Origin of the sequence: Psychroflexus salarius (assembly GCF_900129035.1) — a bacterium.
GTDB classification, from domain to species: Bacteria; Bacteroidota; Bacteroidia; order Flavobacteriales; family Flavobacteriaceae; genus Psychroflexus; species Psychroflexus salarius.
The window spans coordinates 139,029-152,974 of record NZ_FQTW01000002.1 but is presented as its reverse complement, the minus strand read 5'-3'; the positions used below and the strand labels follow the sequence as shown (position 1 = coordinate 152,974).

At 32.6% G+C, this 13,946-nt stretch carries 12 protein-coding genes; 4 read left to right on the top strand and 8 right to left on the bottom strand.

The window, feature by feature from the left end; translation table 11 throughout:
• The 8 genes from BUB82_RS03915 to BUB82_RS03880 form a co-directional block, all read right to left on the bottom strand.
• Entirely contained in the window at nt 1–2,619 is a 2,619-nt protein-coding gene (locus BUB82_RS03915; RefSeq protein WP_073192166.1) for a TonB-dependent receptor, read from the bottom strand.
• Nucleotides 2,594–3,397, bottom strand: a complete 804-nt coding sequence (locus BUB82_RS03910; protein WP_073192164.1) for a GLPGLI family protein — start codon at nt 3,395–3,397, stop codon at nt 2,594–2,596. The genes BUB82_RS03915 and BUB82_RS03910 overlap by 26 nt, the downstream gene beginning before the upstream one ends.
• 54 nt (nt 3,398–3,451) lie before the next feature.
• Nucleotides 3,452–3,691 (bottom strand): hypothetical protein, encoded by a 240-nt coding sequence (locus tag BUB82_RS03905; RefSeq protein ID WP_143185640.1) that lies wholly within the window; start codon nt 3,689–3,691, stop codon nt 3,452–3,454.
• An 11-nt stretch (nt 3,692–3,702) separates the two neighbouring features.
• On the bottom strand, nt 3,703–4,020 hold the full coding sequence (locus BUB82_RS03900; protein WP_073192161.1) for a hypothetical protein: 318 nt from the start codon (nt 4,018–4,020) through the stop codon (nt 3,703–3,705).
• Nucleotides 4,021–4,107: 87 nt separating this feature from the next.
• Nucleotides 4,108–5,823: a NupC/NupG family nucleoside CNT transporter gene (locus tag BUB82_RS03895; protein WP_143185639.1), complete on the bottom strand. Its 1,716-nt coding sequence runs from the start codon at nt 5,821–5,823 to the stop codon at nt 4,108–4,110.
• A 6-nt stretch (nt 5,824–5,829) separates the two neighbouring features.
• Complete coding sequence (locus tag BUB82_RS03890) at nt 5,830–6,411, bottom strand: bifunctional nuclease family protein (protein ID WP_073192159.1); 582 nt, start codon at nt 6,409–6,411, stop codon at nt 5,830–5,832.
• Nucleotides 6,412–6,502: 91 nt separating this feature from the next.
• Nucleotides 6,503–7,471 carry an electron transfer flavoprotein subunit alpha/FixB family protein gene (locus BUB82_RS03885; protein WP_073192157.1) on the bottom strand — a complete coding sequence of 323 codons (969 nt, stop codon included), beginning with the start codon at nt 7,469–7,471 and terminating at the stop codon, nt 6,503–6,505.
• A gap of 10 nt (nt 7,472–7,481) precedes the next feature.
• A complete protein-coding gene (locus BUB82_RS03880) occupies nt 7,482–8,228 on the bottom strand; it encodes an electron transfer flavoprotein subunit beta/FixA family protein (protein ID WP_073192156.1) in 747 nt (248 codons plus the stop codon).
• Nucleotides 8,229–8,388: 160 nt separating this feature from the next.
• Here BUB82_RS03880 and BUB82_RS03875 point away from each other — a divergent pair, with 160 nt between their 5' ends.
• The 4 genes from BUB82_RS03875 to ffh all read left to right on the top strand — a co-directional run bounded on the left by BUB82_RS03875 (nt 8,389) and on the right by ffh (nt 13,943).
• Nucleotides 8,389–9,366: a pyruvate dehydrogenase complex E1 component subunit beta gene (locus BUB82_RS03875; protein WP_073192154.1), complete on the top strand. Its 978-nt coding sequence runs from the start codon at nt 8,389–8,391 to the stop codon at nt 9,364–9,366.
• Nucleotides 9,367–9,433: 67 nt separating this feature from the next.
• Complete coding sequence (locus BUB82_RS03870; protein WP_073192152.1) at nt 9,434–11,926, top strand: DUF5686 and carboxypeptidase-like regulatory domain-containing protein; 2,493 nt, start codon at nt 9,434–9,436, stop codon at nt 11,924–11,926.
• A gap of 70 nt (nt 11,927–11,996) precedes the next feature.
• Nucleotides 11,997–12,503, top strand: a complete 507-nt coding sequence (locus BUB82_RS03865) for an inorganic diphosphatase (protein ID WP_073192150.1) — start codon at nt 11,997–11,999, stop codon at nt 12,501–12,503.
• A 108-nt stretch (nt 12,504–12,611) separates the two neighbouring features.
• Complete coding sequence (gene ffh / locus BUB82_RS03860) at nt 12,612–13,943, top strand: signal recognition particle protein (protein ID WP_073192148.1); 1,332 nt, start codon at nt 12,612–12,614, stop codon at nt 13,941–13,943.
• Nucleotides 13,944–13,946 lie beyond the last annotated feature (3 nt).

Sequence of the window (13,946 nt, the reverse complement as noted above, 5' to 3'; positions counted from 1 at the left end):
CTAAAAATCCCAAGTGAAACGTAAAAGAAAATGTCTTGGCAATAGGTTATTAGTAACCACATTGGTTGAAATATCTGTTGTAGATATTTGTTTAAAGCTGTCTTGATTTGTTAAGTTTCTTAACATCAGTGAGAAAGACCAGTTTTTATCAGGCCTGTAATTTAAATTAATATCAAAAAAATTAAAATTTTGACTAGAATCATCAATTTCAGGTACAAATACTTCAAAAGAACTTATAAGTAACCAATCATTAAAAGGTTTATAAATGAGTTTAAGATTATTTTCGAATCTATCATTATTAAACCGCATGCTATTCTCGCTTTTAGTAATTGATTTTTGCCATGTGGTTTGATTTTCAAAATTAAGACGACCTAAAAATGCTGTTTTAAAAAATAAACTTTGCTCAAAAAAAATTGATTTGTTTGATCTGAAATCAGAATCGTTGACGATGTTGTTAAATTCTGTGAGATTATAAGATGAATTGAGTTTAATTGTTGTTGCTAAAGCATCAATATATTTTGAAAAATTAAACCCGAGATTTAATGTTGTATTGATTTGAGGCGAATAAAAATAGGTGGTTTGAATAAAATTTTTAGAGATGGAAGAATTAGTAAAAAAACGTCCTTTAGTGACTTGATAATTACCAAAGATGCCTAAGTCTAAGCTATTATATAAATCGTTTTTAAAATAAATAAAGTTTATAGATTTGGTTTTTTGTAACTCAGTTGAAGGCAAGTTATTGATGGCGGTTCTTTGATCAACTAAAACTTGATTCGAAAAAAGATAGTCGTCTAATATTGCTTTTTCAACATAGGCAGATCTAAGGTTTATAAATGAGTTTTTGAAATTATAGCGAAAACTAATTTTAGGTTGTATACTTAAATCATTAGAATTTAATTCGATTTGCTGTGTTTCATTAATTAAATTTTGTTTGATGTGGCTTAGCTTCAGTTCAGGACTCACTTTTAAAGACTTAAAATTGAATTTAAAACGACTACTAATAAAAGTTGATTGTTTTTTGTAGTTTGAGTTATTAAAACCTGTTTGTATATTGTTTTTATTGGTTTGAAATGATTTGTATTCAGGCATACTAGAATCATAACCAACTGAAATATTATAGTTGTTATTATTGTTAAATTTAGCAATTAATTGACCTTTTAAGTTGAGATTTTGTTGACTAAATTCGCTAAACTGAGATGCAATACGTTTATCATTAAAACTAATAAGCGGATCAAAACTAATGGTTTGAGGCGCATCACTATAGCTGTAATTGCCTGAGATAAGCAATGCCTTAGTTTTTGATATTTTTTTTGTGTAAGTTAATTTTGGTGATAAGTAATTATAATTAGTATTCAGGTTAGTATCAAAATTTAGATTATTATTCTGAATGATATTAATAGAGTTGTTTGTTTTACTCCCTGTAAAATCAAAATCAAATTCTAAAATTGACTTTTGAGATTTTAGATACTTTAAATTAAACGCTGTATGTATTAAGTCTGGTTTCTTTTGAAAGTTAGTTTGATCTGTTGTTGTAAATGAATCTCCGTTAATATTATAATTAGTTGTAATGTTTTGCTTTGAACTTAATTGGTCTTTTAGATAATAAACCTTAGCTTTTAAGTCAAGATAATCATTTAACTTAAAAATAGAGTTTAAACTGCTAAATAATTGTTCATTAATGTTAGTGTAGTCGGAGTTTAAATTTGCTTTAGAAAACCGTTCAGCTACAATGGTTTTTGCTTTTTTATTTCCGTTGAGGTTTCTTGGCATGTTGTCAATACCAATATTGTTAAAAGTTAAAGTTGAAAAGTACTTATAATTTTTGGCCACACCTAGACTTGTACCACTTACTCCACTAGCTACTTTACTCGTATTAAATGTGCCTAAAGCACCTTCAATACTTCCTGACAAATCTATTTTTCCTTTTTTTAATTTAAGGTTTAAAGCAACATTTTCAGAACGTGTTAAACTTCCTAAAATTTCATTTTCATTATAATTTTCAATCGCTTCAATTTTATCAATCATTTTAGCATTGATATTCTTAGTTCCTATTGTATAATTTTTATCAAATAAATTGTCGCCATCAAGCATGACAGTTTCAATAGACCTTCCTCGATAACTAATTTTACCTGATTCTGAATCTACACTTATTCCTGGTAATTTTTTTAAAATATCCTCAACCTTTCGGTCTTCAGTGCTTTTATAAGCCGAAACATTAAAGCTGACAGTATCTTTTTTAACACTAAATTTATTAGAACCCTTTATGATTACTTCATCTAAATTCTCAATTGATTTTTCTGTGAGCTGAATAACTAGATTATACGCTTCCTTAGACTTAGAAAGATTTAAGATTTCTGTGTGAGTTTGGTAACTGTCGGTGTAGATTTGAATAACTAAATCTTGATAGCTTTTTTTTAAGCGGTACGCAAATGAAGCCTTATTGATTAAAGTGTATTCTAAAACCTTTGAGTCTTGCGTTTTGTTTTTGAAAGTTACATAGCCTGAATTTACAGTTTGTCCTTTAGAAGTTATTAGCTTACCTTTTATCAGCTGAGCTTGACCAGAAAAGTAACAAAATAATACAATTGAAATGCTAGTAACTAAATTTAATTGTTTCAAGGCCTAAGTCTTCAATTTCGTCATTAAATTCAACTTCAATGCTTCCACCACCTTCAGGGTCGGTTGGTTGTTTGCTTTTAAATGCTCGTAGCATTTTTAAATATTTGGCTTTAAGATTTTTCTTATACTGATTAATATTTAGATAATCTTTGTTTTTAAAAGGATTGTCAATGTTTACAGTATTCTCTTTAATCTTAATAGAAGTGGCAGTTATGCTGAAATAATTATCAACAGACCTAACGCTTAATATTAAGCCTGGCAATCCGTGAAACTTCCATGGACCACTTTTAAAATTTAATTCTGTTGTAAAATAAGCTTCGTAAAGTCGTCCTCTAAATTGAGATACCGCTTTTTTACATTCATAGCCTAGTATTGTTTTAGTATCACCAATAATTTGCCACTCAAATAAACCTAAGTCTTCTTTTATAAATGCAATTTCGTTAAACAAAATTTTATTATAAAAAAGATAGTTATTGTCTGTGTAGTATATGTCTCTAAAACTAAAATCAGTGACGCCTTGGCTAAGATTAACGTGGTATAAATTATCCTTAACCCAAATAGTTTCGATATTATCTGGGTCTTTTTTATACAAATCTCTAGGGTCATTTGTTAAGGGCTCAAAAAGGCTTTTTTCTTTGTTTGCCGTTAATTGATAATCACCGCGTTTTGATAAGTGGTGATTGTTTTTGTTGGTTGTTAATGTATAATTAACTTGAACAGTTTGACTGTTTAATAGTCCAAAAATAAAAAACGCAAATATTAAGTTTAAGGTTCTCATTATTTAAAAAAAATTAACCTGCAACATAAGTTGCAGGTATTTTATTAATTAATCTTATAGGCACTCGCAGTCTGGGTTTTCAGTAACAAGAGCAACAAGTTCATTTAATTTTCTTTGACACCTTCTTTCAGCTCTATCTTCACCACATAAAAAACAACCTACGGTATGTGTAAAAGTAACATTTCCGATGGTTACAGAACAGCTAGCCTTCCTGTAATCATCAGAGTTTAAATTATTTGTATTAGGAACTAACATAGTAGCCCCAAGTGCTAATATAAATGTTATCGTTTTCATAAATATATTTTTTAATTACAGTTACAGTCTGGTCTTCCTACACGAGCATTTTCTAATAGTTCGTTTAATTTTCTTTCACATTTTCTGTCAGCTCTTTCTTGGCCACATAAAAAACAATTTACACTCATAAATACAGTAACGTTACCTATGTTTGCAGAACAATTTGCTTTAACGAAATCTGATATTTCACCATTTTTGTTAACCTTAATAGAATGTGAATCAATTTTAACTTCAGATTTACCATCATCGTAATAATTTTCACTAGCATTTATGTGACTAAATGACATTAATAAAATTAGAGTAAAAACATTTAAAAATAATTTTTTCATAAGTAAATAATTTTAAGATTCCCCACTAATTTATTGGAAATAAACAATATATATATATATATATATTTAACTTAAAATTAACAAATCCTATCCAATTATCATTCCTGCGATGGTAGCTGACATTAATGAAGCTAAGGTGCCGCCAATTAAAGCTTTAAACCCAAATTCAGATAAGGTTTTACGTTGTCCTGGTGCTAATGAGCCAATGCCGCCAATTTGGATACCGATAGACGCAAAATTAGCAAAACCACACAGCATGTAAGTGGCCATGATTACCGATTTTTGATAATTGAGACTTAACATATTTGAGGCATCTTTTAGCTCAGCCAACTGGATGTATCCTACAAACTCACTTGCCGCTAATTTGATTCCTAATAATTGTCCCATCAGCATAACATCGTCTTTGGCTACACCAATAAGCCACATCAATGGGGCAAAAACAGTTCCTAAAACGGCTTCTAAAGAAAAATTATCATAGGGTGTATGTTCAGCGATGACTTGGTTAAATGTGGTTAAATCGCCTATAAAATTTAAGCCGTAATTAATCATCGCAATTAAAGCGACAAAGACCAAAAGCATGGCACCAACATTAGCTGCTAATTTTAGACCTTCAGTTGTACCATTTGCTATTGCATCTAAGACATTCGAACCAATTTTATCGAGCGATACTTCAACTTTTGTGTTAATTTTATCTTGTTGTGGGTAAAGTATTTTCGATATGACAATTGCGCCTGGCGCAGCCATAACTGAAGCAGCCAACAAATGTTTAGCAAATTCAAGTCTAGCAACTTCATCATCACCACCTAAAAAGCCAATATAAGCGGCTAAAACACCACCAGCAACAGTGGCCATTCCACCAATCATAACTAATAGTATTTCAGAACGCGTCATACGTTCTAGGTAGGCTTTAATCATTAAAGGCGATTCGGTTTGTCCTAAAAAAATATTTCCAGCAACACTTAAACTTTCGGCACCAGAAATACCCAATAGTTTGGTGAGAACTTTTGCTAACCCTTTAACGACGATTTGAATAACACCTAAATAAAATAGCAGAGAAGTTAAGGCCGAAAAGAAAATGATAGTAGGCAGCACTTGAAATAAGAAAATGTAACCGTAGCTTTCAACATCCATTAAGCCACCAAGTAAAAATTCACTTCCTGCCGCGGTAAATTCCAATATCTTGACAAATATCTTACCCACGAAATCGAAAGCAGCTTGAACAAATTTGACTTTTAGTACACCTACAGCTAAAATTAGCTGTGCCGATAAGCCTACACCAACTGTTTTCCAATTAATGGCTTTTCGATTGTTTGAAAATAAAAAAGCGATTAATAAAATAGTAAGCATACCTAAAAACCCACGCCATAGTCCGTTAACTGTAAAACCTTGGTGTGGTACCATTGTTTTGACATTTTGCTCTAATTTGTCTTCTGTTAATGTATTTTGATTTCCGTTTTGAAGTTTCTTAGTAGAAATATTGAGATTAGAAATTTCAATTGGAACGAAATTTAAGCTAAGATCTTCATGATAGAGTTGAAGTGATTTAGGTTCAGCTTGAACATTAAAAACTTCTGCAGAAAATGCTTCATTAGGTTGAAGCACCTTCAACTCATCTTGATTAAATGTGATATCTGAATATAGCAGTGTATCTGTTTTTTTAAGAACTAAGAGTTTAGACTGCTCAAAGTCTAGCTGTATTTTTTGTTGATTTTCTTGTGATTTATTTCCCCAAATACCAATAAGTTCTTGGGCATTCAAAATGCTACAGCAAAGCAATAAAAGGCTTAGTAATTTAATTTTCATAAGCTGTTAACTTCGTTTAGAAATTTCGTCTCTTAGTCGGGCTGCTCTTTCATAGTTTTCGTCACTTACAGCTTTTTCTAAAAGTTCATTAAGTTGGTTGATGGTCATATGTGCATATTCACTTTGCTTAACTTGTTCACCAGATGTTGTTTGTGGATCTTGATTACTATCTTTTTGATTGAGTTCAATACCCGCTTTATCAAGGATGTTAGGGTAAGTGAAAATTGGCGCTTGAAAACGAAGTGCTAAAGCAATAGCATCGCTTGTTCTAGCGTCAATAACATCTTCATTACCATCTTTTTCACAAATCAGGCTTGAGTAGAATATACCGTCAATTAATTTGTGAATAATAATTTTATTGATGGTAATATCAAATCGTGATGCAAAGGTTTTAAATAAATCGTGAGTTAATGGTCTTGGTGGTTTGATGTCTTTTTCGAGCGCAATAGCAATAGATTGTGCTTCGAAAGCACCGATTACAATAGGTAACTGGCGTTTGCCATCTTCTTCACTCAACAGTAAGGCGTAAGCTCCAGTTTGTGTTTGACTGTAAGAAATACCTTTGATATTAAGTTTTACCAAACTCATAAATATGTTGTGTTTACTAAATTAAAAAAGGGCAATCTAAATAAAAGGCTTTTATTTAGATTGCCCTTTAAAGGGGCACAATTTATAAAAATTATGCGTTATTTGCTTTGAAATCTTTCAGTTTTTCAATCAGCTTTGGGACAACTTCAAATGCATCACCAACTATACCATAGTCAGCTGCTTTAAAAAACGGTGCTTCATCATCAGTATTAATAACAACCTTTGTTTTAGAAGCGCTAATTCCTGCTAAATGTTGTATCGCTCCAGAAATACCAATGGCAATGTATAAGTTAGAAGCCACTGGTTTTCCTGTTTGGCCTACGTGTTCAGAATGTGGTCGCCAACCCATGTCGCTTACGGGTTTAGAACATGCTGTTGCGGCACCAAGTACGTCGGCTAAATCTTCTATCATTCCCCAATTTTTAGGATCTTTTAAACCACGACCGCCAGAGACCACAACTTCAGCATCGGCGATGCTTACTTTATCAGTGTTTTTATCAACCGATTCTACATTAATCTTAAAGTGATCATCACCTAATTCAGCTGAAAAGTCTTCTTTAGTCATTTCAGCTTTACTTTCTTTCAAGCCAAAAGCGTTATTTGAAAGACCTAAGATTTTAACATCAGTAGATAGGCTTGTATGGTTGAAGGCTTTATTAGTAAAAGCTGTGCGTTCTACCGTAAATTCGTTGTCGGTTTTAGGAACATCTACAACGTTTGAGGCGTAAGCAGCATTTAAATTTATTGAAAGTAAAGGTGCTAAATATTTAGCATTAGCACTTTGACTAATTACAACTACTTTGGCATCAACTTTTTTGGCCGCCTGAGTAATAACTTCAGCATAGGCGTCTGCATTAAATTTTTGAAGTTTTTCATCACTAACTTCTAAGCTTTTATGAACGCCATAATTTGCCAAGTCGTCATTATTATCACTATTAATACTAACAGCTGTAACATTTCCACCAATGGCATCAGCAACAGCCTTAGCGTAAGAAGCTACTTCAAGCGCAGCTTTTTTTAGTTTTCCGTTTTCGGATTCAGTATATACAAGTACAGACATAATTTTTTATTTAAATTGCTTTAGCTTCGTTATGTAATAAGTCGATGAGCTCATCAATATTATCAGCATCAACTAGTTTTACTTCACCCTTTGGTGCTGGTTTCTCAAATTTTTCAGCTTTGGTTAAAGGCGTTTCGGCAACGGGTTCAACGACCTTAAGTGGTTTTTTTCTGGCCATCATAATACCTCTCATATTAGGTATTTTTAAATCGCTCTCTTCAACCAAGCCCTTTTGACCTCCAATAACAAGCGGCAAATTAGCAGTTAAAGTTTCTTTTCCGCCATCAATTTCTCTTACAGCTGTTGCTTTGTCATCTTCAACTTCAAGACTCACGCATGTGTTAATAAAATTAGCGCCTATTAATTTTGCTAACATACCAGGAACCATTCCACCATTGTAATCAATAGATTCACGGCCAGCAATTATTAAATCATAACTACCATCTTGGGCAACTTTAGCTAATTCTTTTGCAACTTGAAAGCCATCAAGTGGCTCTGCATCTACTCGAATTGCAGAGTCTGCGCCAATCGCTAATGCTTTGCGGATTGTAGGTTCGGTTGATTTATCACCGACAGTGACAACATCAACCGTAGCACCTTGTTTTTCTTTAAACCACATGGCGCGCGTTAAGCCAAACTCATCATTTGGATTAATCACAAATTGGACGCCATTTGTATCAAATTTAGTGTCATTCTCCGTGAAATTAATTTTTGAAGTTGTATCAGGAACATGACTTATACAAACTAATATTTTCATTTAAATAGGGTTTATACGTTTTATATTGCGAATATAAATTTTTTAGTCTAAATTTCCTATGCATGCATAATAAATTTTTCTAAAAATCTAGTGGTGTAAAGTGAATTGAATTAGTATTTTTGTGCTTTAAAGAAATCAAAAGACAAACAGTTAATATAAAATGAAAACAATTCAATTTAGAGAAGCCATTGCTGAAGCTATGAGCGAGGAAATGAGAGCCGATGAGTCTATTTATTTGATGGGTGAAGAGGTTGCAGAATATAATGGCGCTTATAAAGCTTCTAAAGGAATGCTTGATGAGTTTGGTCCTGATCGGATTATTGATACACCTATTTCTGAGCTTGGCTTTTCAGGTATTGGCATAGGATCGGCAATGAATGGAAATAGACCTATAATTGAATTTATGACTTTCAATTTTTCACTTGTTGGTATCGACCAAATTATAAACAATGCCGCTAAAATGCGTCAAATGTCAGGTGGTCAATTTAATATTCCTATCGTATTTCGTGGTCCTACGGCGTCTGCTGGGCAATTAGGTGCAACACATTCTCAAGCATTCGAAAATTGGTATGCAAACACGCCTGGTTTAAAAGTAGTAATTCCTTCTAACCCTTATGATGCTAAAGGCTTATTGAAGTCTGCTATCCGTGATGATGACCCAGTTATTTTTATGGAAAGCGAACAAATGTATGGTGATAAAGGAGAAGTTCCTGAAGATGAATATACAATTCCTCTAGGTGTTGCTGATGTCAAGCGACAAGGTGAAGACGTTACTATTGTTTCGTTCGGGAAAATTATTAAAGAAGCTTATAAAGCAGCTGATGAGCTAGAAAAAGATGGTATTTCTTGTGAAATTATAGATTTAAGAACGGTTAGACCGCTCGATTACGAATCGATTATAAAATCAGTTAAAAAGACGAATCGCCTGGTTGTTCTTGAGGAAGCATGGCCATTCGGAAATGTCTCAACAGAAATCACCTACAAAGTGCAAAATGATGCGTTTGATTATTTAGATGCTCCAATTGTTAAAATAAATACAGCTGATACACCAGCGCCATATTCTCCAGTTTTACTGAAAGAATGGTTGCCTAATCATGAAGATGTTATTAAGGCTGTTAAAAAAGTTTTATACATCTAATACTAACAAAATTCTCATAAATTTGAAGCTTCATTTATTTATTTAAAAATGAAGCTTCTTTAATTATATGAAAAACCTACTAGCCTTACTTCTTCTCTTTATTAGCATCAGTTTTTACGCCCAAACGAAAGTAAGCGGAAAGGTATATGATGAAAATGGCGAACCAATTCCCTATGCAAACGTAATTTTTGAAAACTCTTCTGAAGGAACAATCACTAATGAAGATGGTAAGTTTTACCTAGAATCTGAAGAAAATTATTCGGCAATTAAAATTTCATTTATGGGTTTTAAAGCTGAAGTTTTAGAGTTGGCTCAGCCTGTGAGTTATAATTTAGAAATTACCTTAAAATCTGATGCTGAAGCTTTAGATGAAGTGATGATTTATAGTGGTAAAACTTCAAAAAAAAATAATCCAGCTATAGACATTCTTCGAAAAATTTGGGAAAATAAACGGCAAAATGGTGTTAATAAGTTTAAATACTATCAATATGATAAATATGAGAAGTTAGAATTCGACTTAAACACGATTGATAGCTCTTTAATTAATTCTCGTGTATTTAACGGTATGGAATTTATTTTTAACCAAGTCGATACTAATCAAGTTACTGGTAAAACTTATTTGCCAATATTTCTTAATGAAGCTGTTTCAAAAGTTTATGGTAATAATGTTAAAAATACCGAACGTGAAATTCTTTTGGGGAACAAAAATTCTGGATTTAGTGATAACCAAACTTTAATTCAATATATCAAAGATATTTATTCAGACTACAATGTTTATGACAACTATCTCAAATTTTTCGATAAAAGCTTTGTAAGCCCGTTATCAAGAACAGGTATTGATACCTACAACTACGTATTGGCTGATTCAACTTACATTGGCGATAAGTATTGCTATAATATTGTGTATTATCCTAGACGTAAAGGCGAACTTACTTTTAAAGGTGACTTCTGGGTGAATGATACCACTTGGGCAATCAAAGAAATTGAAATGACCATGAATAAAGGTTCTAACATCAATTGGGTTAAAGAAGTCTTTATTGAACAAGAATTTGAAGTCTTAAATGATTCGATTTTTTTAATTACTCGAGACCATTTTATGACCGATTTTACTTTTCAGAAAAAAGAAGAGTCAAGAGGCGTTTATGGTAAGCGAACTACTTTATTTGATGATTACGAATTCAATAAACCCAAACCGAATAAATTCTATCGTGATGAAAGAGAAATTATTAATGATAGTGTTTATTTTAGAGATTCTGAGTTTTGGAAAGAAAAGCGCTTAGAAGAACTCAACAAAAATGAACAGCAAGTTTACTCAATGTTAGACACCTTAAAAACAGTTGATGCTTTTAAGCGAATTTATAGTATAGGTACAATTTTAGCTACTAATTATTGGGAGCAAGATGGTTGGGATTTTGGGCCTGTTTTTTCAACTTTTGGTTATAATGATGTTGAAGGTTTAAGATTGCGAGTTGGCGGAAGAACCTACTCAGGACAAAATGATAAATACCGTTTACAAGGGTTTTTAGCCTATGGTTTTAGAGATGATAAATTTAAATATGGTATTTCCGGAAAATACTTATTAGATCAAAAATCACGATTAGTTGTTGAAGCCGGAAATAGGCGAGATGTAGAACAATTAGGTGCAAGTTTAACCAATACATCAGATGTTTTAGGTCGAAGTTTAGCCAGTTCTTCTGTTTTAACAGTTGGCTCTAATGCTAGTTTAACCAATATTAATCTATCGAGTTTAGCCTTTACATTTGAGCCATTCAAAAATTTTGAGGTCAGGCTAGGTTCTACCTACAGGACCTTAAAATCGGCTTCAGACCAGTTTAGTATCGCTTATTTCGAAAATGAAGCGCAAACGCTTATTGAAGAAGAAACTAGACAAATGGAAGCTTCAGTCATTCTTAAATACATGCCAGGTCGTAAAACTTCTGGTTATGGTGTAGAGCGATATATTTTGAATGACGATGATTACCCAGAAATATTTTTAAATTATTCAAAAGGGTTTACAGGAGTTTTAGATAGCGATTTTAACTATTATAAACTTCAACTCTACTACAGGCAGCCAATACAAGTTGGTGGATTTGGAAAGTTTACTTCAACATTCGAGGCGGGTAAAACCTTTGGCGATGTTTCTTTAGGTTTGCTTAATGTTGTTCCTGGTAATCAAACCTTATTTTCCATTCTAGGCACATTTCCATTATTAGATTTTTACGATTTTGTTACCGATACTTACGCTAGTGTTCATGTTGAGCATAATTTTAATGGTCGCTTGTTTTCTAGAATTCCATTACTAAGAGACTTAGATTTGAGAGAAATTGTAAGCGCAAGAGCTGTGTATGGTTCAATATCAGATTCAAACCAAGCCTTAAACGCTTCGTTCACAAATCCAGAACTTTTTGCACCAGATCAAGAACCTTATTGGTCTTACAGTTTAGGTGTTGGTAATATTTTTAGAGTATTTCGATTAGATTTTCATTTTAGAGGTAATTATAAAACATTACCAGATGCTCGAAATTTTGGTGTAACCGGATCATTTGGATTTTATTTCTAAGAATTAAACCTCTAATAAGCAAAGTTTTATTAGTTTTGTGACCCGATTTTTTAACCTAATAAATACAACAATGACATTTGATGCTTTTATAGAAATTCCAAGAGGTAGTCGTAACAAATACGAGTACGATTTTGATACAAAAAAAATTAGATTTGACCGTATGTTACATACGTCTATGGTATATCCAGCAGATTACGGTTTTGTACCTGAGACTTTAGCATTAGACAATGACCCATTAGATGTTCTCGTGTTATTTACGCATCCAGTTATACCTGGTTGTGTTGCTGAAGTTAGACCTGTTGGTGTTTTGCATATGTCTGATGAAAAAGGCCCTGATGAAAAAATTATCTGTGTACCTGTTGATGATCCAATGGGAACAGCCATTCAAAATTTTGGTGATGTGAATCCGCAATTAGTTGAAGAAATTGAACATTTTTTTAGAACCTATAAAGATTTGGAAGATAAAGAAGTTACAATAGGTAATTGGGGTAATGAAGTTGAAGCTAAAGAACTTGTAGAAACAGCGATTAAGCGTTACAATGAAAGTGATAGAAACGAACATAATTACAAACTGTAAATGTCACAATAAATAATTTAAAACCACCTTTTTAGGTGGTTTTTTAATTTGTAAAAACTTCAATAATAGGATTCAAATCCTTACTTTTGCATAAAACTGATTAAGAATATGTTTGATAGTTTAAGTGATAAGTTAGATAAAGCCTTTCATGTACTTAAAGGTCACGGTCAAATTACCGAAGTAAATGTAGCCGAAACTTTAAAAGAAGTTAGAAGAGCTTTAGTTGATGCTGATGTTAACTTTAAAATTGCAAAGAATTTTACAAATACTGTAAAAGAAAAAGCTATTGGTCAAAACGTTTTAAAATCATTAAAGCCTAATCAATTAATGGTTAAAATCGTTAAAGACGAGTTAACTGATTTGATGGGTGGCGATGCTGAAGGCGTTGATTTATCAGGTTCACCATCGGTTATTTTAATGTCAGGTTTGCAAGGTTCTGGTAAGACAACATTTTCAGGTAAGCTTGCCAATTTTCTAAAAACAAAAAAAACACGTAAACCTTTATTGGTAGCATGTGATGTTTATAGACCAGCTGCTATAGATCAATTGCATGTTGTTGGAGAACAAATAAATGTTGAAGTTTTCTCTAATAAAGAAGAAAAAGATCCCGTTAAAATTGCTCAAGGTGCCATTGCACACGCTAAACAAAACGGCCATAATGTAGTTATTCTTGATACCGCAGGTCGTTTAGCTATCGATGAGCAAATGATGAATGAAATTTCAGACATCCATAAAACTATTCAGCCTAATGAAACTTTATTTGTGGTTGATGCCATGACAGGTCAGGATGCTGTAAATACAGCAAAAGCCTTTAATGATGTTTTAGATTTTGACGGTGTTATTTTAACCAAATTAGATGGTGATACGCGTGGCGGTGCCGCCATTTCTATTAAATCGGTCGTCAATAAACCCATAAAGTTTATTGGTACAGGTGAAAAGATGGATGCGGTAGATGTTTTTTATCCATCGCGTATGGCAGACAGAATCTTAGGAATGGGTGATGTTGTCTCTTTAGTAGAACGTGCTCAAGAGCAATATGATGAAGAAGAAGCGAGAAAGCTCCAGAAGAAAATCGCTAAAAATAAATTTGGTTTTGATGATTTCCTAAGTCAAATACAGCAAGTCAAGAAAATGGGTAGCATGAAAGACTTGATGGGAATGATTCCTGGTGCTGGGAAAATGATGAAAAATATGGATATTGATGATGATGCCTTTAAACATATTGAAGCCATTATTCACTCCATGACACCTAAAGAGCGCGCAAACCCTAATATCATTAATTCAAGTCGTAAACGTAGAATTGGTAAAGGTTCTGGTACTTCAGTTCAAGAGGTTAACCAATTGCTTAAACAATTTAGCCAAATGAGTAAAATGATGAAAATGATGCAAGGCGGCGGCGGAAAAAAGATGATGCAAATGATGCAAAATATGAAGCAATAAATA